The sequence below is a fragment of the Bradyrhizobium sp. LMG 9283 genome (assembly GCF_045571415.1).
In the GTDB taxonomy this organism is placed as follows: domain Bacteria; phylum Pseudomonadota; class Alphaproteobacteria; order Rhizobiales; family Xanthobacteraceae; genus Bradyrhizobium.
The window spans coordinates 4,252,810-4,274,867 of sequence record NZ_CP120691.1; the positions used below are offsets into that span (position 1 = coordinate 4,252,810).

The following is a 22,058-nucleotide window of genomic DNA, read 5'->3' on the forward strand; positions in this document are numbered from 1 at the left end:
GACCCTCCATTGTGGGAGCGATGTCAATGGCCGACCCACGGCGCGTCGAATTCGGCGATTTCCTCAGGTCCCGCCGCGAAAAGCTGTCGCCGAAGACCGTGGGCCTTCCGGCGGGCCGCCGGCGGCGCACCGCAGGACTGCGGCGCGAGGAGGTCGCGCAGCTCGCCGGCATTGGGGTCGACTGGTACATCCGCCTCGAGCAGGGCCGTACCGTCAGCCCCTCGGTCACCACCGTCGATGCGCTGGCCCGCGCGCTGCGGCTCAGCAAGGCCGAGCACGCTCACCTGAAGGCGCTGGCGCGCGACGGGGACAGGCGCCCATTCACGCGCGAGATCGTGCCGCCGCCGATCCGGCGGATGATCGAAAGCCTGAAGCAACCGGCCTACATCACCGGGCGGCGCTGGGACGTGCTGGCCTGGAACGCGGCCGCTGAGGAGGTCTTTGCCTTCGGGCAACTGCCCGAGCAGGATCGCAACACGCTGCTGCTCGTGTTGACGAACAAGCAGACGCGAAAATTCTACGGCGCGGGCTGGACCGAGGTCGCCAAGAGCATGGTCGCGATGTTTCGCGCCACGCACGACGTCTGGGCCGGCGATCCCGCCTTCACCGAGCTGCTCACGCGGCTGCGCCAAGGCAGTCCGGAATTCGTCAAATGGTGGGAGGCGCACGAGATCCGCAGCACCGCCTCGGGGCTCAAGACCATGAACCATCCGATCAAGGGCGTGCTCCGGTTCGAGCACACGAGCTTCCAGGCCAACGACGATCCCGCGCTGAAGCTCGTGATCTATACACCGGTGTAAGGCGTAGAGACGTAAGGGTTACACGAATGATGCTGCGTTTTGCGAGGTATGCCCCTGGCACGGGCGGGAGTCGCCTGCCGGGGCAGGGAGTGCAGTGATCCTCGAAGTGCGACTGCCGCGTGGCGGCTACCGGGGGGCGAGCCACCACGCGACAGCGCTCCCTACCGCGCAGGTGCGATCGCGACAACCGGGGAGAGAACCAGCGCCGTAATCGCGCGTTCCCCGCTGCTGGCGGTCTGCTCATCGCGTGTCCCTTGACGCGGCATCAGGACCGGCGCCGAGAGTCCAGCCGCCGGCGTCTCCTGTTGGGCGTTAGCCGGTCCCAATACTACGAACTGGTGCGGCGTGATCGGAAAACCCATGACGCCATACGTCGGCAATTCGGCTGCGCTGGCTCCGACTGTGCCCATCAGGAGGGCTGCGGCGGCTGCGATCGACAATCGATTCCACATGGTGATCTCCATTCGTAACGGTGGCCCTGACCTCGCAAGCAGGCTACGGGCCCGCCGCAATGGACCTGTCGGCGCGAGCGTGATAAACTCGTAAAATCGTCGGACCGGGTGCTTTTCGCACCCTGAGCACAGGGCCGACGGACATGGCGAAGGCAAACCTCGCACTTCTCGGCGGATTCCGGCTTCAGATGGACACCGGAGAGCCGATCCCGTTGGCCACCAAAAAGACGGCAGCCCTGCTGGCCTATCTGGCGCTGCATCCCGGCGACGCGCAGGCGCGGCCAAAGCTTGCGGCGCTGTTGTGGGGAGACCACGTCGAGGCGCAGGCCCGCGACAGCCTGCGACAGGCGCTGAGCCTTTTGCGGAAGGCATTGTCCCACGCCGGTCCCGACGCATGGATTGCTCACGAGGACACGATCGGCCTGGCGCCGGACGCTCTTTCGATCGACGCAAGGGCGTTCGAGGATCTCATCAGGAAACCGGGAGTGGAGAGCCTGGAGCGGGCGATCGGACTTTATCGCGGCGAATTCCTCGACGGCTTCCACGTCGCGGCACCGGAGTTCGAAAACTGGGCAGCGGCGGAACGCCAGCGGTTCCGCGAACTGGCCTTGGAAGGCATGGCAAAGCTACTCGATCATCATCTGTCCGCAGGTGCGATCGAACGTGGCATTCACATTGCAACACGCCTGCTCGCCGCAGATCCTCTGCAAGAACGGGTTCATCGCACCCTGATGGAGCTGTATGCCCGGCAGGGCAGACAGGGCGCGGCGCTCCGCCAATACCGCACCTGCGCCGAACTGCTCTCCCGGGAATTGGGAATTGAACCCGACGCGCAGACCAAGACATTGCACCGCCATCTTCTGCGAGAGTGGAACCGTACGCAGCCCACAGCCGCAATGGTGCGGAGTGCGGTGCCGGAGAATCCCGCCAGTGGGATCGGCGATGAATTGCCGGCCGCGGACGGCTTGAACAGGAGCATTCCGCCATCGATCCACGCCAAGACCGCACCGGGCAATCTACCTGTCCAGGCAACGAGCTTTCTGGGGCGCGACAAAGATCTTGCCAGGGCCGGCGGGATACTGTCCAGCGCGCGGCTGGTAACGCTGACCGGCCCAGGCGGGATCGGCAAGACGCGGCTCGCACTGCAGCTTGCAGCGAAGATGCGCGGCAATTATCCGGATGGCACATGGCTGGTGGAGCTTGCCGCTCTCAACGATCCCCAAGCAACCGGTCACGCGGTCGCCGACGTCTTTGGCATCACGCAACAAGAGGGCAAGACCATCGAGCAAAGCGTCGCCCATTCGCTTGCCGGACGAAGTCTGCTGCTCATTCTCGACAATTGCGAGCACTTGATCGATGCGATAGCGTGCCTTGCACGGGAGATCCTATCGGCATGCCCACACGTCAGCCTGCTTGCGACCAGCCGTGAGACGCTGATGGTCGACGGCGAGCGAACCTATCCGGTAGCGCCACTCGAGTGCGGCGGCGGAATTGATGCGCCGGCGGTGGAGCTGTTCGTGGAGCGCGCACGATCCATCGAACCAAGCTTCGAGCTCAATGGTGACGCTGAAACGGTCTGTGAAATATGCCGCCGCCTCGATGGCATCCCCCTCGCCATCGAGCTTGCAGCTGCCCGAACGCGGTCAATGAGCCCCTCTCAGATCCGCGATCGCCTGCATGAACGCTTCCGCCTGCTCACCAGCGGGACGCGACGTGTCTTGAAACGACATCAGACGCTGCGCCACGCCGTGGAATGGTCGTATGACCTGTTGTCGCCATCCGAACAGGCGGTGCTTTCGCGCGCGTCTGTATTTTGTGGAGGGTTCGGGCTAGAGGCTGCCGAGCGCGTCTGTAGCGGCGGCGACATCGCCGCAGCCGATGTTCTCTATCTCCTGGACTCGCTGGTGCGAAAATCCCTGCTCAACGTCAAACGGGCCGGGAACGCGGTTCGCTATAGCCAGCTCGAAACGATCAGGCAGTTCGCCGAGGAGCGGCTCGCGATGCTGGGCGAAACCGAGTTCGTTCGGCGTCGCCATGCGCAGTTCTTCGCGGAGGACGCGGAGACGCACCACAGACTCTGGCGAAGCCCGCAGCAACTTATGGCCTATGCCTGGCTCGATCAAGAGATGGACAATTTGCGCGCGGCGTTTCGCTGGGCGAGCAGCCAGGATGATATCGACGTTGCGGCCCGGATCGCATCCAGGATTCCGGGCATGGCCGTGCTCCGGGTGCGCAGCGAACCTCTGAATTGGCCGACGGAGATCGTCGATGCGGCACGGCGCGCCGGCCATCGCCGGCTCGGCGCCCTGCTGACCTATGCAGCGATCAGGGCATGGAACCTGGGATGTGTTCATGAGGCGACGCTCTACGCCGAGGAGGCGATCGCGCTGATCGGCAACACCAACTTTGATCCGCCAGTCTGGGCATTCGCCGTTCTGGCCATGATTGCGTCCCGACAAGGCAATGCCGACAGTGCCGCCAAATTCTCACGTGCTGGCGCCGAGCACCCGGCTGACCGGCGCGAGCGACAATGCCTGGCCACGCTTCCTTTCTACCTGGCCATGGCCGGCGCGCATGAAGAGGCCATGGCGATCGCCGATGGCGTCGTGGACAAGGTTGCGGCCGCACGAACGCCAAGTTCGCTCATCGCCGCGCTGTTCTCCAAGGGAAGAGCCTTTAGCAAAGCCGATCCGCGATCTGCCCTGGATGCGTTCGAGAAGGCGCTGGCTCATGCGAGGACATCCGGTAACCGTTACTGGGAGATCGTCATCATCCCCGCGGTCGCGGAGTTGCAGGTGCGGAGCGGCGATCCGGTCAAGACGCTGCGAGCCCTGCCGCGCATGCTCGAAATCTGGGGCCAATCAACGGAGATTGGTCTTGCGACTCTCACGACCGCCACCCTGATCCTGCTGTTTGAACGCCTAGGCCACCCGACCGTCGCGGCCACGCTCAGCGGCGCACTCTTTCAAATGATCCCGTCCACCAGCTTTTTCCAGGAGCTGCCTGAAACCCTCGGCCGCGTTCGCCATGTGCTGGGCGACGGCGCCTTCGCGGAAGCCAAGCGGCGAGGTGCGGCGATGACTCATCGCGAGGTGGTCGATTATGCGGCCACTCAGGTCCAGCACGCGCTGGCCGCGATGGGCGCGTCCAATGCTCGTGCTTAGACCGCGCTGCCAAGCGCCGCATCGGAGGAAATTCTTTGAGTCAGATCAAGTGAGACTTCCCATCCATGGAGGACAACGCGGCTGCCGGCTCAAGTGCTGCGGCGTGCTGGGGTTCACCAGGGGATGGAGGCAAGCTCGTCCGGAGAGGCATCTACAGTAGGAGTAACATCACGCGCGGATTTGGAGCTGTATGTATCTCACTGCTGGGCCGTGTACTCATAGACCGGCGGCGAAGTCCGCTTCGCTCCGATACCGACCTCCTTTGCGCAACCGCGGCAAATGTCGCGATGGGCCAAGGGCAGACCAATGCCGCGCCTTCGGTTGCTCCAACTCCTGCGCAGCTAATATTGCCTCGTTAGCGCGGGGATTGGGGTCGCGCAGCCGCTTTACGCAGCTGTGCAGTTATCTCATCTGCCCATTTGGGATTGCGCAGCTTCATCATCCTCGTCGGGTCTCCGTTAGGACCAGCCAATTTGTGCATCTGTTCAAGGCAAGCTCGGCCTTCGACTATCTGGCCCAGCGCCACATGGCAGATGGCTGCGGTTTCGAGAGTAAGCGGCCAGCCCGGCCGAGCTTTGACCGCGCGATGGGCCGCAGCCAAGGCTTCTGGGTGCTTGCCTGAGAAATACAGGGCCAGCGCCAAAAGCCGGAACCAGTGGGTATTCTGCGGATCGAACGGATTTAGGCGAAGCCCGCGTTGGAGGGGATCGATCGCATCCTGCGCCCTGCCTGAATAGAGTAGCGTCATGCCAAGGCCGACATGGGCAAGCGCGAAGCTTGGGCTGAGTTCTGCAGATTTCTCCGCAGCGCGAACCGCCTGCTCAAGCTCTCCCGAGAATACATAGGTCATCGACAATGCAAAATGCGAGTATGCGTCCTTTTCATCTAGACGCACCGCCAGCAGTGCTGCCTGAAGGGAATCGCGCAGCAAGGCATCCGGATCACTGCACCAGCCGTAGGCCACGAGACCCGTTGCTGCGCGCGAGACCCACATTTGGGCCTCGGCCAGTTCCGGCGCGACCCGCGCGGCTTCCCTGAACAACTCGAGTGAACGTCGATGCGTGGGTTCAGTGAGTTGGTGGAAGTTCCACATGCCCTGCCTGATAAGATCCCAGGCAGTCAGCTTACCCGCGAGGCGCGCGCCCATTGGCCGACCTTCGGCCTTGAGCAGTTCCGGCTCGATTGCCCCCGCAACTCGTTCCGTGATTTCGTCCTGGACGACGAAGATCTCGGCGAGATCGCGATCGTACCGCTCGGCCCAGATGTGCGCTCCAGTGGTGGCATCGACGAGCTGCGCGCTGATTCTCACGCGATTTGCCGAGCGTCGCACGCTGCCTTCCAGGACGTAGCGAACGCCGAGTTCGCGCGCAATCTGCTTAACGTCGACCGTCCCGCCCCGGTAGGTAAAACTGGAGCTGCGCGCGATGACGAAGAACCAGCGAAAGCGGGTGAGAGCCGTAATGATATCTTCCGCTATTCCGTCCGCAAAATACGCCTGCTCGGTATCACCGCTCAGGTTCGCAAACGGCAACACAGCGATCGAAGGTTTGTCCGGAAGAGCCGGGTATTCGAGACCTGACGGGGAGATTGATGCCGGTCCATCGCACGCCGGCTCGATTCCGACAAAACGATAACCGCGCCCTGGCACGGTAACGACGTAACTACCCCCTCCCTTACCTTCGCCAAGTGCTTTGCGAAGAGTCGAAATATGCACCTGGATATTGTTCTCCTCGACGACAAGGCCGGGCCAAACCTGGGTCATCAAATCGTCTTTGGAGACCACATCGCCGCCTGCTGTGACGAGCACGCACAGAATTTCGAGCGCACGGCCGCCGATCAACACGAACTCTCCGTCGCGCTTCAGCTCTCGCCGCGCCAAGTCAAGCCGGAAGGGGCCGAACCTCGCCTCGCTCATAGCGTTCACAGCCCAGTTTCAGATCGGCTTCAGAACAATTAAGGCCAGCCCCAAGGACTTTAGAGAGACGCTCTCATACCGTCCAGAGAGAAAAGCGGGATTGGAGGACGTCATGACCAAAGTCGCGATCATCGGTGCCGGTCCGGCGGGCCTTGCGACTGCGCGGTGGCTCAAGCGCGAGGGTTTCGAGCCAGTTCTCTACGAGCAAGGCAATACCCTCGGCGGGCAGTGGTCAGCGGACCCCCGCTACAGCGGGATATGGCCAACTATGCACACGAACACCTGCCGTGAGATGACCCAGTTCAGTGATCTTCGCCACGAGGCGGGAACGCCGCTCTATCCCGCCCACAACACTATGTTGAATTACCTGACGAACTACGCGGAGCGGTTCGATCTGCCTTCGCGGATCAGGTTGCGCACCCGAGTTACCCGGCTTGCGCAGCACTCCGGCGACGGCTGGACAGTAAGCAGTGCGAGCCTCGACGGCACCGAGATTGCGGAGACATATCCATACGTCGTCGTTGCCAGTGGCCGATTCAACCAGCCCAAGTTTCCCGATGTTCCCGGACTTTATACGTTCAGCGGCCCATGCGGCGTCGCCCATACGTTCCAATACAAGAATCCGGAGTCCTATCGCGACCGCCGCGTTCTCATTGCCGGATGCGCAGTAAGCGCACTGGAGATCGCATGTGACTGTGCGATGTCGGGGGCCGCTCGCGTAGTTACGGCGTCCCGCCGGCAGCGCTACATCATGCAAAAGATCGTTTCCGGGGTCCCGGTCGAGTATTTTGTTCAGACGCGCCATGCGGCCACCGCCCAGCAAACGTCGGCGAAAACTGCCGCGGTAGACTTGAAGAACTTCATCGTGAAAACGAGCGGCAGTCCAGAAATGTTCGGCGCACTCAAACCCAGTGATGACCTCATAAGGGCCGGTGTAACGCAGTGCCAGTACTATCTGCCGCTGGTCTCGGAGGGTCGGATTTGCGCAAGACCCTGGATCACCGCCGTGACCGGCCAGACCGTGACATTCGCGGATGGCACCTCGGAAGATTTCGACGGGCTGATTTTCGGTACGGGCTTCGAAATCAATCTGCCATTCCTCGCCGACGAAGTGCGTCAGCATCTCGATGTCGGCGGTCAGCGTCTCGACTTATACGATTTCACCTTCCATCCCGATTTTCCAGGTCTCGCTTTTGCGGGCTTCTTTCAGGTGGGAGGCCCCTATTTCCCGCCGATAGAGCTTCAAGCACGCTGGATTGCTTATGCCTGGAGCGGAGCCCGGCCGTTACCTTCGAGGCAAATCATGCAAGCAGGATTGTCTCAGAACGTCAGTCAAGTCGCCGACAAGCATCACATGCCCTCGCTCACCATGCTGTTCGCGCGCGCGGCGGGCGTAGTGCCTGATCTGGAGCTATGGCCCGAACTTGGAGATGCTTTGCTCCACGGCCCCCTAACGCCGATATCCTTTCGCCTCGACGGTCGAGATTCGCTAATCGATGCTTCTTCGCTGGTCTTAGAGGCGGCTTACCGGGTGCCCTCGTGGCAGGGCATCCATCACGGGCTGGTGTCTGGGGCCGCATCATCGACGCACTTGCGGTAGCCCACGATGCCGCTGTCCAGATGATCGACACCTCTATTGTCCGCGTGCATGAGCATGGCGCCTGCATAACTCGAAACAAGCGCCAATCGATGGGAAGGTCGCGCGGCGGCGCTGACGAGCAAAATTCATGCGGTGGTCGATAGTAATGGTTGACCCGCCACCGACGTGAGATGGGCGATCTTATCAGAGCCTTGGGCCACGGCCTGATCGGCCGGAAGAATCCGCATGCGCGAAGCTGCAATTTCAGCACTGTGTTCGCCGGATTCACCGGGCCGCTTCGAAACGGCCAGCAGCGCCCGTTTCACTTACTACGTCGGCAGTGCCGAAACGCGAGATGACGCTGCATTCCCAGAGAAGATCTCCTCGACTTCGAGACGCATGGTGTCGCGGCATTCGCACGCCGCCGCAGCGAGCCGCGACGAGTCGACCTCGATTTCGCCTCGCCGCTCCGATCTGATCGCTCCGGAAGCGCGCAGATTGCGCATCAGAAGCGTCACCGTGGTTCGCCGTACGCCCAGTATTTGCGAAAGCGCCTCCTGGGTGAGCGGCAGGGTATCTTGGTCGATGCGGTCGCGAAGATGGAGCAGCCAGCGTGCCATGCGGGCCTGGACCGGATGCAGCGCATTGCAAGCCCCGCCAACTTGAAACTGTATCAGCATCGCCTTGAAGTGCATCTGGACCGCATGCCGGATCGCGGGACTCCGGCTGAAAGCGGCATGGAATCGCGCTGTGGGGATCCGCGAGGCGGTCCCCGCGGCACGAACGACGGCGGTAACGACAGCAGGGGACGGCCCCAGCACGGAAAACGTGCCCACTGCTCCCTCGCGTCCTATTGCGGCGCTTGCGACCGTCTGCCCGTTCGCCATGTCCATCATGACCGTAACGGCGCCACTATGAGGGAAGAAGACGTACTCGGTATGGTCACCCGCCCGCGAGACGACCGCGTCCCGATCGAGCGTAACCATCTCCAGCTCGGGTGCCAGCAGATCGAGGTCCGCAGCCGGCAGTGCTGCCAGAAGTCGGTTAGCCACTCCGCTGGGAAGCATCACTGCAGCTCGCCGCAAACCATCCGCCGCATCGCATTTCGAGCGGCACAGGGAGAGAACCTCAAACTTTGTTTGAATCCGCCTACGCCTTGCGCCGCGAAGTCCAATTCAGCTGCGAAAGCTCTCAATCGCAAAAACAAGCTCCAAACCGCGCGACCGGACGCGAATATCCTTGGATCGCAAGATGATTGACGAATTAGATCCAGTGCCATGCTGAGACAATTGCAAAATGCGTATTGGTAACACCATAAGGGAGTTCCAATTTCGCGGCGTGGCAAAGGGGGCTGGCGATGCCGGAAACGACATCACGCAGGGCATCGAACGCATGATGCGTCCTGCGTAGCTGGACAAGGCTGCCGGATTAGCGCGCACCCTGCGCGGGCTGTTCCCTGGAGACGCGTGAACGGAACCAGTGTGGTGCGCATCTGCTCACGGAGCAGCGGATCAAGGATTTGACCGCAACCACTGCGAAAAAGCCCGGATGGTCCGTGCGCGCGGATGGCTTGGCTTACTGACCACATGGAAGCCGTAGCCAGGCAAGCTCAACTTGAACGCCTTCACGAGCGTACCAGCTGCGAGGTCGTGTGCCACGAGCACATCACTGAAAATCCCGACTCCCTGTCCGGCGATCACCGCCTCGATTGCGTGCAGTTCCTCTCGGAAGCTCAAATGCTGCATGTCCTTGAATTGGGGCACCTCGCGCCACCTGCGCTGAGCCGCGGCGAGCCATCTCTGCCATGTCGGCGGCTCACGATCGGCGGGCGACCAATAGGAGTGGATCAGAACGTGGTTAGCAAGATCAAGTGGTCGCTTCAGGCGCTCCGTTGCAAGCAAACGCGGACTGCAAACCGGCCAGAACGTATCGCTGAAGAGATCATCGACGATTCCGTCCGCCGGCCGTACTCGGCTCGTCGCATAGCGAATGGCAACATCTCCATCTCCAGCCTGCAGATCGAGTACTGAGTCAGTGCCGATGATTTCCAGCGGCACGTCGGGATGCAGCTTCCGCCACAGCGGCAGGCGGGGCACGAGCCAGCGGCTGGCGAAAGCGTTGGTCGTCGTCACCCGGAGCGGCTGTTGATCGCGCTCCTGCTTGACGGCCGCAATGGCCGCGGCAAACGCCTCGAGGCCGCCGCGAATGGCGGGGAAGAGCCGCGCTCCGGCATCGGTCAACGAAAGAGGCCGTGGTCTGCGCCGGAACAGAGTCCGACCGCAATACTGCTCGAGCAGCCCGATCTGGTGGCTGATCGCCGTCGGTGTCACGCCGAGTTCTGCCGCAGCTTTCTTGAAGCTGAGATGGCGGGCAGCGGCCTCAAACGCGCGAAGCTCGATCAGCGGCGGCAGCTTGTGCATGCCGCCAGTCTAGGTGAAACCAATTCATCGTCACCTGAATTCTTCGGATTTGCGCCGAGACAGCCCACGATTGAGGATACGAGCGGTCAAGCTGAGGAGATCGTGTCATGTCACCCATCGCGTCTGTCGCCAGCGCTGCCGCCGATCTCAACGCCTCCTTCGGAGGACAACTCCTCAAGCCGGCGGACGAGGGCTACGAGGAGGCGCGAAAGGTCCACAACGGGCTGGTAGACAAGCGGCCGGCATTGATTGCCAGGTGCCGCAGCGTCGCCGATGTCGTGAATGCCGTGGCGGTTGCAACCAAGCTTGGACTTCAAGTCGCTGTTCGCGGCGGCGGCCATAATGTGGCAGGGCGTGCAACCATCGACGGCGGGATCATGATCGACCTCTCACCCATGAAGGGCGTCCGGGTCGACCCTGTCGGCAAGACCGTATGGGCGCAGGGCGGGGTCACCTGGGGCGAGCTCAATCGCGAAACGCAACTTCACGGGCTTGCGGTCACCGGCGGCGTGGTCTCGACTACGGGGATTGCCGGTCTGACCCTCGGCGGAGGACTGGGCTGGCTGATGGGCAAGTACGGGCTGGCATTGGATAATCTGCGTGCCGTCGAACTCGTCACCGCCGACGGCAAGGTTGTGCGGGCCAGCAAGCAAGAGGAGCCCGATCTGTTCTGGGCCGTCCGCGGCGGCGGCGGAAATTTCGGGATCGCCACCAGTCTCGAATATAATCTCCATGTTGTGGGGCCAATCATCACGGGCGGTCCGATCATCCACCCCATCGAGCGCTCCCGTGACGTGCTGGAATTCTTCCGGGCCAGTACGCGCTCGCTCACGGATGAGCATATGCTGTTCGCATCCCTAACCCATGCGCCCGACGGATCCGGCACGGAGGTCGCCGCCCTGGTCACCAGCCACTGCGGCTCGGCGGCGGATGCCGAAGGAGCGATGCGCCCGCTGAAACAGTTCGGGGCACCGATCCTGGATGCAGTCGGGCCGATGCGCTATTGCGAGCTCAACCGCATGCTCGACGCCAACTATCCGAAAGGCGCTTTCAACTATTGGAAATCGAACTTCCTCACCGAGCTGAGTGATGGTGCAATTTCGACCATGATCGATTGTTTCGCACACTGCCCGAGTCCCATGGGGCAGTTCCTCCTCGAACACATCCACGGCGCGGCGGCCCGCATCGATACTGGGGATACGGCATTTCCGCATCGCCAGGAGGGCTACAATTTCCTGATCCTCACGCAGTGGATGCAGCCCAGCGATACGAGCCTCTGCATCTCCTGGGCGCGCGAGACCTACGAAAGGATGCGGCCCTTCTTTGCCTCCGGCCGCTACGTCAATTATCTCGATGACGACGAGACGGGCGATCCTGTCGCTGCCGCCTATGGACCGAACTACCGGCGTCTGCAGCGGATCAAGGCCAAGCACGACCCGACGAACTTCTTCCGCATGAACCAGAACATTCGGCCGCTGGCGTGATTTCCAGGTGATGATTTCGTTCGTTACGCAAGACGATCGATGATCTGAAGGAGCCGGTCGCAGGACGCCTCGATCCTCTTGAGCGGAGACGTTGCGATGCCCAGCAACAATCCTGGGCGCGCCGAAGCCTTCGACGCATACCAGAGCGATAGCGGGGTAGGCGCCAGTCCAAGCGGTGCCGCTTTCCTGGCGATGGCCAGATCGGGTGCTGCCTCCGGCAATCGCAGGACCGCCGCCAATCCGGCAATCGCAACGTTTGCAGTGCGCGGGCGGAGGTATTTCAGCAATGCATCGCCTTGCGCTGCGTAGACCCGCTTGGTGCGCCGAAGATGTCGGAGATAATGGCCGTCGCTGATGAAATCGGCCATCGCGAGCTGCACCGCGGGTCCAGGCGCCGGCGCGAGGCACGCCGCAACTTCGGCAAATCGCGACGCCAGAGCGGCCGGTGCAACGACAAAGCCCAGACGGAGAGCTGGCGTCACGGTCTTGCTGAAAGAGCCGATGTGAATGACGCGGCCGGCGCGGTCAAGCGATGCCAGCGCCGGCGTCGCCCGGCCCTTGAGCTGAAGCTCGCTCAGATAGTCGTCCTCGATCACCCACGTCTTGCTTTGCGCAGCCCAGTCGAGCAGGCGGGAGCGCCGCACAAGCGACAATGTCGATCCGAATGGCGCCTGCTGCCCCGGTGTCACGACGACCAGTGCCGCATCAGGAGCATGCTTCAGGCCGTAATCGACGTCGATACCGTCGGCGTCAACCGGGATCGGCGCGATCGATAATCGCGCGAGCCCGAGACCATGCCGGGTGAAGGGAAAGCCCGGCTCCTCCAACCAGGCCTTCTTCTGCTCGAGGCCGAGGACACGGAGCGCCAGGCCGAGGCCGCCGCTGAACCCGCCGGTGATGATGATCTGGGAGGGCGCGCATTCGATCCCGCGCGCCAGCGCAAGATAGGCCGCGATCTCGCGCCGCAACGCCAGTTCGCCGCGCGGATCAGGGTAGATCGCCGGCGCGCTCACCTCCATCCGAACCGCCTGAGCGCGCATCCGCGCCAACAGCGTCGCAGGAAGTATCTCCTGCGCAGGGACGCCCATTTGGAAGATCGCCGGCCCGGCCGTCAGCTCCTGGTACATCTCCATGAACGAGGCGGGGGCAGGGGCCTTGTCCCGCCGCGCCGGCAAGGGCGGCCGGTCCGCGACATGTGTTCCAGTCGCGCGCGCCGCGACGATCAGTTGGGCGGATGAGAGCTTTTCGTACGCGACGCGCACGGTGCCGCGCGCGACGCCGAGCTGGGCCGCCAGATCCTGCCAGGAGGGCAGGCGCGCGCCCGGGGCGAGCACGCCGCTCTCAATGGCGGTCCTGATCCCCCTGTGGATCTGCTCGGCCAGCGGCTTCTTCGCAGATCGATCGAGCTTCAGATGCAGCGGCTTGGTCATGCCTGCATGGTACACGATTTTTGTGCGTTCTTGGTGCTTTTCTATGGACCAGGGCAGGGGCACGTAAAGGGCAACGGGGAGGGTTCATCCCCTCCGGGCATCAAGGAGCAGGCAGATGAGTGAACGTCTCAACTACAACCACATCGCACCGGCCGGCACGAAGGCACTGGGCGGCGTCTACGGCTACGTCATGCAGAGCGGCCTTCCCGCGACGCTGGTCACCCTGATCTATCTCCGCGTGTCGCAGATCAACAACTGCGCCTATTGTCTCGACATGCACACGCGCGATTTGCTGAAGAGCGGCGTGACGGTTGAAAAGCTCGCGCTCGTCCAGGCGTGGGCCGAGGCCGGCAATCTCTTCGACGAACGCGAGCGCGCCGCCCTTGCCTGGGCCGAGACTGTCACCCGCGTCGCCGAGACCAACGTTCCGGATGAAGCCTATCAAGCCGCCCGCAAGATCTTCGGCGAGCGCGAGCTGGTCGATCTCACGATCGCGATCAGCCTGATGAATGCATACAATCGCATGTCGATCGGCTTCCGGAAGACGCCACAAGCTGCGCTCGAGCATGCAGCCTGACCGCGAAGGACATCATCCGAAACAGAAGCGAGGAGCCTGAAAATGACGAGCGTGATTTCCGGCGTCAAGATTCCCGACAGCCAATTGGCGCGCGAAGCCACCGAGCTGGTGCGCAGTTACGAAGACGAGATGTTGTTCAACCATTCGGTTCGGGTCTACGTGTTCGGCGCGATCAAGGGGCTGCGTCAGAAGCTGAAGTTCGAGTCCGAGCTGCTCTATGTCGCGGCGCTGTTTCACGATCTCGGCCTCGTCGATCACTACCACACCGAGACCAAGCGGTTTGAGGTCGACGGCGCCGACGCCGCGCGCGACTTTCTGCGGGCGCGCGGCATTGCCGAGCCGAAGGCCGACCTGGTGTGGGAAGCAATCGCGCTGCACACCACGCCCGGCATTCCGCAATATATGAAACCGGAGATCGCGCTCACCAACGCAGGCGTCCTGGTGGATGTCGTGGGCGTTGGATTTGACGAGTACACGCCGGAGCAGCGCGACCAGGTGATATCCGCGTTTCCGCGCGGCGACTTCAAGAACGAGTTCTTGAAGGTGCAGACCTGCTCAGCGCTGAAGAAGCCGCAGACGACGTTCGGAACAGTCAACTTCGACTACATCGAAGATCACGATCCGAGCTTCCGCAAGCCAAATGCGTGCACGCGCATCCGCAACACGCCCTGGCAAAGCTGAGGAGACGCAGCCGCTACGCCACAGGATGCCTGGCTGCAGCCGAACTGTTTTGATCATCCGGTGCCAACAGCTGTGCGCTCGAGCGGCGAGAGGGCGTTGGTTTTTTCTTTGAGAAATACGGGTTCACGACGCAACTCGCGGAGCGCCCGACGGTGAGATATCGGCACTGCGCAAGTGAGCCGTAGCGGCAGTCGAAATAGCCCACGGGGCCGTAGATCTGCATGCAGACCGGATAGCTCGGATCATAGGTCTGCGCATGCGCAGACCCGCTTGCCGGGAGCATGCCGGTGAGGGCGAGCATCAGTACGGCGCGGCGCATCTCAGCGCGGCAGGAAATAGCCCGGCGTCTGCGCGCGCGGACGATTTTGATACGCATAGGGATCGTCGCTTTGTCCGACGAAATACGGATTGGCGATGCAGGTCAGCGCGCGACCGGACGCGTTCGCCTGACACTGCGCGTAGCTGTCGAACCTGCAATTGCTCAGTCCCGGCCATTCATCACCAGTGAGGCAGAACGGATGGTTCTTGCCGAATGCGCGCGCGGGCGTGCTTGCAATTGATGCGAGTGCAAATGTGATGAATGCGAGCGAAAATGTGGCGACAATGGGATGAGGAACTCGACCGCGCATTTCAATTCTCCAATCACGCGAATGTGCGCGCGACGACGTCACGCACGCGCGCAGTCTATGTCGTGTAGTCGACATTGGAACTCATGAAAACCACTTGTTTCAAAGGGTTTTCGCGCACATGCCGCTAAACATTTGTTAATGAGCAGGGTCCCTTTCGACCGGACTGTTGCGTCGTGGTTACAGCAATTCCGTCGATCGCTGTTATGACCAAGTCACGGCCCGGGGGCCTCTGAAGAAACTGGAACGGGAATCAAATGAAGAAGAATTTGTTGCTTGCCGCTGTCAGCCTCGTCGCGCTCAGCGCGGCTGCGCCGGCGCTGGCTGCTGACCTCGCGGCGCGGCCCTACACCAAGGCTCCGCCGGCGGCGATCGCCGCCGTTTACGATTGGAGCGGCTTCTACATCGGCATCAACGGCGGCGGCGGTTCGTCGCACGCGACCTGGGATTTCGTTGGCGTCGGTCGCGAGGGTTCGCACGACGCAACGGGCGGCACGGTCGGTGGCCAGATTGGCTATCGCTGGCAGTCCGGGCAGTTCGTGTTCGGCGTCGAAGGCCAGGGCAACTGGGCCGACTTCACTGGCGACAATCTCAGCGCACTGTTTGCCACCCGCAACCGCACCAAGATCGATTCGTTCGGCCTGATCACCGGCCAGGTTGGTTACGCCTGGAACAACGTGCTGCTCTACGTCAAGGGCGGTGCGGCTGTGGTCGGCAACAAGTACGAGATCTACGACGTGGCCGGCCCGTTGCTCGCTTCGACCAGCGAAACCCGCTGGGGTGGTACGGTCGGTGCCGGCCTGGAGTTCGGCTTCGCTCCGAACTGGTCGGTCGGCGTCGAGTACAACCACATCTTCCTGTCGGACAAGGACGTGACCTTTGCCGGTTTCGCTGGCACGGAGCGCATCCGTCAGGACGTCGACATGGGCCTCGTCCGCCTGAACTACAAGTTCGGCGGCCCGATGGTGGCGCGCTACTAAGACAGATCGCTCCACGCGAGCGGCTGACGAAAGCCCCGGCCTCGGCCGGGGCTTTTTTGTGTGTGCCGAGTATGAACGACAGCTTGGAGGTGGAAGTCCTCTATCCAGCCTGATGACGGCGAAGGATTAGCGAAGCGCAAGGGCGTCATCGCGAGATGGGGTCTGAAGACAGCGCGGGGCAAAGCCGCGACCCGATGGACAAGAACCGGATAATGAGGCCTACCCGGCCGGACGAGCAAGCACATGATTGCGAAGTCCATGGTCATCAAAGGTCGGGGTGGTAAATCCGGCGGGCGTGCGGTGAAGGCGGTCGGTCTTACCTCGGGAGGTCTGCGCTGTGTCCCGGTAACGGGACTGAGGCGGCCGTAAGGCGGCCTGACCGCAGCGCAGAAGTCAGCCGAGGGCATAGTAGGCGGCGGCGCGCCGCCGAAGGCCCGAACGGTGGAAGTGGTTAGTAGAGCAGTCCATCTCGCGCGAGCCATGCGACAGAAAAGTCAGGTCGAACTGAACTCGGGCACCGGCGCGGAGGGTGAAGCCCAAAGCGCCGCCGCCCGAGAGATCGAAGCAAGCGCGGCGAAGACCAGTCTTGAACGCCCGGCGGTCGCAGGGCCGACGATGGAAGCAGTGGTCGAGCGTGAGAATCTGAAGAATGCGTTGGCGCAAGTGACGCGCAACAAGGGGACGGCGGGCGTCGACGGGATGACTGTCGGCGAGTTGCCGGCCCACCTGAAGGAGCACTGGCTCGCGATCCGCGCCCAGTTGCTTGACGGGACCTACAAGCCACAACCGGTGCGGCGGGTGGAGATACCGAAGGCGTCGGGTGGCCTGCGGCCGCTCGGCATCCCGACGGTGCTCGACCGCTTCATCCAGCAAGCGGTGCTGCAGGTGCTGCAGGCGGATTGGGACGGGACGTTCTCCGAGGCGAGCTTCGGCTTCCGGCCGAGCCGCTCGGCACATCAGGCGGTGGAACGGGCGCAGGCGTATATCGCGTCCGGGCACGCCGTTGTCGTGGACATCGATCTGGAGAAGTTCTTCGACCGGGTCAACCACGACATCCTGATGGGGCTGGTCGCGAAGCGGGTCACTGACAAGCGCCTCCTGAAGCTCATCCGCGCGTTCCTGAATGCGGGTGTGATGGAAGGAGGGCTGGTCAGTTCGACGGACGAGGGCACGCCGCAGGGCGGCCCGCTCTCGCCGCTATTGTCGAATCTGATGCTGGATGTACTGGACAAGGAACTGGAGAAGCGCGGCCATCGCTTCGGACGCTACGCCGACGACTGCAACATCTATGTGCGCAGTCAGAAGGCGGGCGAGCGGGTGTTGGCGGGCATCGAGAAGTTCCTGGAAAAGCGCCTCAAGCTCAAGATCAACAAGGCTAAGAGCGCGGTTGCCAAACCGAGCGTTCGCAAGTTCCTTGGCTTCAGCTTCACCGGCGGGACAGAGCCGCGGCGGCGCATCGCGCCCCAGGCACTCACCCGCTTCAAAGCGAAAGTCCGGGAGCTGACGCGGCGCACGTGCGGCCGAAGCCTCGCGCAGATCGTCAAAGAGCTGTCGGTCTATCTCAAGGGATGGCGCGGCTACTTTGGCTTCTGCCAAACGCCGTCGGTGTTGCAGGCACTTGATGAGTGGACTAGGCGGCGGTTGCGCGCCATCGCCTGGAAGCAATGGAAGCGTGGGAGCACCCGCTTCGCCGAGTTGCGACGTCGCGGCGTCGGCCGGAATCTGGCGGCACAAACCGTCGGCAACCCACATGGCCCCTGGCGGCTCGCGAACAGCCCCGCGCTCACCATCGCCATGCCAATCGCGTTCTTCAGGGCACTCGGCTTGGCTTCCGTCGCGGCACAGCAACCAGCATAATCTACCGAACCGCCGGATACGGACCCGTATGTCCGGTGGTGTGGGAGGGGAGAAGCCGCGAGGCTTCCCCCTATCCCGATTGTTTGCATTCAGCGAGTTAACCATCTCGTTTCGAGACGTCCCGGACCGCTTGACTCCGTAGAACAAACTGAGAACAATGTTCTTCATACGTTCCAACAAGGGAGCAGGCCATGTTCAGGGTTTTCGTGGAAGAAGCCGCGGCGCTGGCGTCCATCACGCTGTTCGTCGGGATGATTGCGATCTGGGCGCAGGTGATCCCGCAGCTCTGATCCCTGAGCGTCTGGCATGTTGGGGAAAAGCCGGATGACGGGGCGAAGCGGTCGCTCCGGCGTGGACTCTCGCGGCGCGGCACCCCACCATTGTGAGGCGAGTCGGCCGGACAGGTGCAGGATGCCTTGAGGAGCCGGCGACCGCTTCATCCCATCTGCAAGAGGCCGTCACGCGACCATGCCGAGCGCCGGATTTGTCCACCTTCACGTTCACTCGGCCTATTCGCTGCTCAAGGGCTCGATCAAGATCGCCAAGCTTGCCGAGCTTGCGAAGAAAGACCACCAGCCCGCGCTGGCGCTGACCGACACCGACAATCTCTTCGGTGCGCTGGAGTTCTCCGACAAGATGGCGGGCTCCGGCATCCAGCCGATCGTCGGCTGCGAGCTGGCGATCGAATTCGGAGATCAGGATCCCAATGCACGCAACGCGATGGGGCCGTCGCGCGTGGTGTTGCTGGCCGCGCAGGAGCGCGGCTATCGCAGCCTGATGCGGCTGAACTCGCGCGCGTTCCTGGAATCGCCGGACAGCCATGCTCCATTCATCAAGCTCGACTGGCTCGAGGGTGAGACCGAGGGGCTGATCGCGCTGACGGGCGGACCGGACGGGCCGATCTCGCTGGCGCTCGCCGGTGGTCTTAGCGAGCTCGCCGCCGCGCGCTGCGAGCGTCTGGCCGGCCTGTTCGGCGACCGCCTCTATATCGAGTTGCAGCGCCACAACACCGAAAAGGAGCGGCGCGTCGAAGGCGGCTTGATCGACATCGCCTATGCCAAGGGACTACCGCTGGTTGCGACCAACGAGCCGTACTTCGCCGCGACCGAGGATTACGAAGCGCATGACGCGCTGCTCTGCATCGCAGGCGGGCGGCTGATCGCCGAGACCGAGCGCGAGCAGCTCACGCCGGATCACCGCTTCAAGACGCGCGCGGAGATGGCGGTGCTGTTCGCCGACATTCCGGAGGCACTTAGCTCGACACTGGAGATCGCCGAGCGCTGCTCGTTCCGGCCGATGACGCGCAAGCCGATCCTGCCGTTCTTCACGGTCGGGGCCGCATCGAGCTCGGATGCGGCCGCGGTGGAGGCCGCCGAATTGAAACGCCAGGCGGAGGAGGGGCTCGCCAAGCGCCTCCATGTCCACGGCCTTTCGCAGGGCACGACGGAAGAGACCTACGCCAAACGGCTCGCCTTCGAGCTCGACGTCATCACCCGCATGAAATACGCGGGCTACTTCCTGATCGTGTCCGACTTCATCAAATGGGCGAAGTCGCAAGGTATTCCGGTCGGGCCAGGCCGCGGCTCCGGCGCCGGCTCGCTGGTCGCGTGGGCGCTGACCATCACCGATCTCGATCCGATCAAGTTCGGCCTGCTGTTCGAGCGCTTCCTCAATCCCGAACGCGTCTCGATGCCCGACTTCGACATCGACTTCTGCCAGGACCGCCGCGGCGAGGTGATCCAATATGTTCAGCAGCGCTACGGTCGCGATCAGGTCGCGCAGATCATCACCTTCGGTACGCTGCAGGCGCGCGGCGTGCTGCGCGACGTCGGCCGCGTGCTGCAGATGCCCTATGGCCAGGTCGACAAGCTGACAAAACTGGTGCCGCAGAATCCGGCGGCACCGGTGACGCTGGCCGCCGCGATCGAGAGCGAGCCGAAGCTCCAGGCGTTCCGCGACGAGGACCCGGTGGTGGCGCGCGCCTTCGACATTGCCCAGCGCTTGGAAGGCCTGACGCGTCACGCCTCGACGCATGCGGCCGGCATCGTGATCGGCGACCGCCCCTTGAGCGAACTCGTGCCGCTCTATCGCGATCCCAAGTCCGACATGCCGGTGACCCAGTTCAACATGAAATGGGTCGAGCCCGCCGGCCTCGTGAAGTTCGACTTCCTCGGCCTGAAGACGCTGACCGTGCTCGACGTTGCCTGCAAGCTGCTCAAGCCGCGCGACATCCACGTCGATCTCGCCACGCTGCCGATCGACGATGCCGAGAGCTACCAGATGCTCGCACGCGGCGACGTGGTCGGCGTGTTCCAGGTTGAAAGTCAGGGCATGCGGCGGGCGCTGATCGACATGCGGCCGGACCGTTTTGAGGACATCATCGCGCTGGTCGCGCTGTATCGCCCGGGCCCGATGGCGAACATCCCGACCTATTGCGCGCGCAAGCACGGCGACGAGGAGCCGGAATATCTCCACCCCGTCCTGGAGCCGATCCTCAAAGAGACCTTCGGTGTCATCATCTACCAGGAACAGGTGATGCAGATCGCGCAGGTGATGTCGGGCTATTCACTGGGCGACGCCGACCTCTTGCGCCGCGCGATGGGCAAGAAGATCCGCGCCGAGATGGACAAGCAGCGCGACATCTTCGTCGCCGGCGCGGTGAAGAACGGCGTGCCGAAAGGGCAGGCCGAGACGATCTTCGAGTTGCTCGCAAAATTCGCCGACTACGGCTTCAACAAAAGCCACGCGGCGGCTTATGCGCTGGTATCTTACCACACCGCCTACATGAAGGCGCATTATCCGGTGGAGTTCATCGCAGCGTCCATGACGCTCGATCTCAACAACACCGACAAGCTCTCCGAATTCCGCTCCGAGGCGCAGCGCCTCGGCATCAAGGTCGAGCCGCCGAACATCAACCGCTCGGGCGCGACGTTCGAGGTCGGCGATAACACGATCTACTACGCGCTCGCTGCGCTCAAGGGCGTCGGCATTCAGGCGATCGATCAGATCATCGCGGAGCGCACTAGAGGCGGCCTGTTCACCTCGCTCGCCGATTTCGCGGCGCGGGTTTCGCCGCGCGCGATCAACAAGCGCATCATCGAAAGTCTCGCCGCCGCCGGTGCCTTCGACACGCTGGAGCCGAACCGGGCACGCGTCTTCGCCGGCGCGGATGCGATCCTTGCCGCGTGCCAGCGGGCACATGAAGCTGCGACCATCGGCCAGAACGACATGTTCGGCATGTCGGCGGATGCGCCGACCATCATGCTGCCGCAGGTCGAGCCGTGGCTGCCGGCCGAAAAACTCCGCCGCGAATACGACGCCGTTGGCTTCTTCCTGTCGGGACACCCGCTTGACGATTACGCCACCGTGCTGAAGCGGCTGCGGGTGCAGAGCTGGGCCGAGTTCTCGCGTGCGGTGAAGACGGGCGCCACCGCCGGCAAGGTCGCCGCCACTGTGGTCTCGCGCATGGAGCGGCGCACCAAGACGGGCAACAAGATGGGCATCATGGGCTTGTCCGATCCGACCGGCCATTTCGAGGCCGTGCTGTTCTCGGAAGGGCTCGCGCAATATCGCGACGTGCTGGAGCCAGGCGCGGCCGTGCTGCTGCAGCTCGGCGCTGAGCTTCAGGGCGAGGACGTCCGCGCCCGCGTGCTGCATGCCGAGCCGCTCGACGACGCCGCAGCCAAGACGCAGAAGGGCCTGCGCATCTTCCTGCGCGACACCAAGCCGCTGGACTCGATCGCCAAGCGTCTCGCCGGGCCCGACATGGCCGCCTCCAACGGCGGCGCGCCGAAGGTCGGCAGTCCCGGCATCGCACCGCGCTCGAATGGCGACGGCGAAGTATCGCTGGTGATGATGCTCGACCTCGAGACCGAAGTGGAGATGAAGCTGCCCGGCCGCTTCAAGGTCTCGCCGCAGATCGCCGGCGCGATCAAGGCGGTCGCGGGCGTGGTCGACGTGCAGCAGCTTTAGTCTGGCTCGGTGGTCGTGGTCATGCTGTTGCAACCAGGCGGTGTTTTCCACTAGGATGCTTCCGGGGAATCTCTGGGGGCGTGATGTTGCTGCGTGGGCTGGTACTATTCGTGGCCGCCGT

General features: G+C 63.1%; 16 protein-coding genes and 1 pseudogene. 10 read left to right on the forward strand and 7 right to left on the reverse strand.

Annotated elements, in window-relative coordinates:
- The first annotated feature begins 26 nt into the window (after positions 1 to 26).
- Positions 27 to 800 carry a helix-turn-helix transcriptional regulator gene (locus tag P6U29_RS20100; RefSeq protein ID WP_407119128.1) on the forward strand — a complete coding sequence of 258 codons (774 nt, stop codon included), beginning with the start codon at positions 27 to 29 and terminating at the stop codon, positions 798 to 800.
- Between the two features lie 161 nt (positions 801 to 961).
- Here P6U29_RS20100 and P6U29_RS20105 read toward each other — a convergent pair whose 3' ends face one another.
- Positions 962 to 1,252: a hypothetical protein gene (locus P6U29_RS20105; protein WP_407119129.1), complete on the reverse strand. Its 291-nt coding sequence runs from the start codon at positions 1,250 to 1,252 to the stop codon at positions 962 to 964.
- 143 nt (positions 1,253 to 1,395) lie between these two features.
- On the opposite strand from P6U29_RS20105, the gene P6U29_RS20110 reads away from it, so the two are divergent.
- On the forward strand, positions 1,396 to 4,416 hold the full coding sequence (locus P6U29_RS20110; RefSeq protein ID WP_407119130.1) for an AfsR/SARP family transcriptional regulator: 3,021 nt from the start codon (positions 1,396 to 1,398) through the stop codon (positions 4,414 to 4,416).
- Between the two features lie 355 nt (positions 4,417 to 4,771).
- On the opposite strand, the gene P6U29_RS20115 is transcribed toward P6U29_RS20110, so the two are convergent.
- Positions 4,772 to 6,331, reverse strand: coding sequence for a winged helix-turn-helix domain-containing tetratricopeptide repeat protein (locus P6U29_RS20115; RefSeq protein ID WP_407119131.1), 1,560 nt, complete (start codon positions 6,329 to 6,331; stop codon positions 4,772 to 4,774).
- A 112-nt stretch (positions 6,332 to 6,443) separates the two neighbouring features.
- On the opposite strand from P6U29_RS20115, the gene P6U29_RS20120 reads away from it, so the two are divergent.
- Together P6U29_RS20120 and P6U29_RS20125 are read left to right on the forward strand one after the other, a co-directional pair.
- Positions 6,444 to 7,931, forward strand: a complete 1,488-nt coding sequence (locus tag P6U29_RS20120; protein ID WP_407119132.1) for a flavin-containing monooxygenase — start codon at positions 6,444 to 6,446, stop codon at positions 7,929 to 7,931.
- Positions 7,889 to 8,081, forward strand: a pseudogene (locus P6U29_RS20125) (IS5/IS1182 family transposase); the annotation flags it as partial. The gene P6U29_RS20120 and the pseudogene P6U29_RS20125, both read left to right, overlap by 43 nt.
- A gap of 158 nt (positions 8,082 to 8,239) precedes the next feature.
- On the opposite strand, the gene P6U29_RS20130 reads toward P6U29_RS20125, so the two are convergent.
- Both P6U29_RS20130 and P6U29_RS20135 read right to left on the reverse strand, forming a co-directional pair.
- The gene (locus P6U29_RS20130; RefSeq protein ID WP_407119133.1) at positions 8,240 to 8,977 is read right to left on the reverse strand and encodes a Crp/Fnr family transcriptional regulator; all 738 of its coding nucleotides are present in this window, start codon (positions 8,975 to 8,977) and stop codon (positions 8,240 to 8,242) included.
- A 444-nt stretch (positions 8,978 to 9,421) separates the two neighbouring features.
- Positions 9,422 to 10,330 (reverse strand): LysR substrate-binding domain-containing protein, encoded by a 909-nt coding sequence (locus tag P6U29_RS20135; protein ID WP_407119134.1) that lies wholly within the window; start codon positions 10,328 to 10,330, stop codon positions 9,422 to 9,424.
- A 107-nt stretch (positions 10,331 to 10,437) separates the two neighbouring features.
- Between P6U29_RS20135 and P6U29_RS20140 the strand changes: the two genes are divergently transcribed.
- Positions 10,438 to 11,814 (forward strand): FAD-binding oxidoreductase, encoded by a 1,377-nt coding sequence (locus P6U29_RS20140; RefSeq protein ID WP_407119135.1) that lies wholly within the window; start codon positions 10,438 to 10,440, stop codon positions 11,812 to 11,814.
- Between the two features lie 23 nt (positions 11,815 to 11,837).
- On the opposite strand, the gene P6U29_RS20145 is transcribed toward P6U29_RS20140, so the two are convergent.
- The gene (locus tag P6U29_RS20145) at positions 11,838 to 13,244 is read right to left on the reverse strand and encodes a PLP-dependent aminotransferase family protein (protein ID WP_407119136.1); all 1,407 of its coding nucleotides are present in this window, start codon (positions 13,242 to 13,244) and stop codon (positions 11,838 to 11,840) included.
- A gap of 115 nt (positions 13,245 to 13,359) precedes the next feature.
- Here P6U29_RS20145 and P6U29_RS20150 point away from each other — a divergent pair, with 115 nt between their 5' ends.
- Positions 13,360 to 13,821: a carboxymuconolactone decarboxylase family protein gene (locus tag P6U29_RS20150; RefSeq protein ID WP_407119137.1), complete on the forward strand. Its 462-nt coding sequence runs from the start codon at positions 13,360 to 13,362 to the stop codon at positions 13,819 to 13,821.
- A 42-nt stretch (positions 13,822 to 13,863) separates the two neighbouring features.
- The gene (locus P6U29_RS20155) at positions 13,864 to 14,502 is read left to right on the forward strand and encodes an HD domain-containing protein (RefSeq protein WP_407119138.1); all 639 of its coding nucleotides are present in this window, start codon (positions 13,864 to 13,866) and stop codon (positions 14,500 to 14,502) included.
- A gap of 13 nt (positions 14,503 to 14,515) precedes the next feature.
- Here P6U29_RS20155 and P6U29_RS20160 read toward each other — a convergent pair whose 3' ends face one another.
- Together P6U29_RS20160 and P6U29_RS20165 are read right to left on the reverse strand one after the other, a co-directional pair.
- Complete coding sequence (locus P6U29_RS20160; RefSeq protein ID WP_407119370.1) at positions 14,516 to 14,821, reverse strand: DUF3551 domain-containing protein; 306 nt, start codon at positions 14,819 to 14,821, stop codon at positions 14,516 to 14,518.
- A gap of 1 nt (position 14,822) precedes the next feature.
- Positions 14,823 to 15,131, reverse strand: a complete 309-nt coding sequence (locus P6U29_RS20165) for a DUF3551 domain-containing protein (protein WP_407119371.1) — start codon at positions 15,129 to 15,131, stop codon at positions 14,823 to 14,825.
- A 254-nt stretch (positions 15,132 to 15,385) separates the two neighbouring features.
- Here P6U29_RS20165 and P6U29_RS20170 point away from each other — a divergent pair, with 254 nt between their 5' ends.
- The 3 genes from P6U29_RS20170 (at position 15,386) to dnaE (ending at position 21,937) form a co-directional block, all read left to right on the forward strand.
- Complete coding sequence (locus P6U29_RS20170) at positions 15,386 to 16,108, forward strand: outer membrane protein (protein WP_407119139.1); 723 nt, start codon at positions 15,386 to 15,388, stop codon at positions 16,106 to 16,108.
- 480 nt (positions 16,109 to 16,588) lie between these two features.
- Positions 16,589 to 17,965 (forward strand): group II intron reverse transcriptase/maturase, encoded by a 1,377-nt coding sequence (gene ltrA, locus P6U29_RS20175; RefSeq protein ID WP_407115831.1) that lies wholly within the window; start codon positions 16,589 to 16,591, stop codon positions 17,963 to 17,965.
- A 468-nt stretch (positions 17,966 to 18,433) separates the two neighbouring features.
- The gene (gene dnaE, locus P6U29_RS20180) at positions 18,434 to 21,937 is read left to right on the forward strand and encodes a DNA polymerase III subunit alpha (RefSeq protein ID WP_407119140.1); all 3,504 of its coding nucleotides are present in this window, start codon (positions 18,434 to 18,436) and stop codon (positions 21,935 to 21,937) included.
- Positions 21,938 to 22,058: the final 121 nt, after the last annotated feature.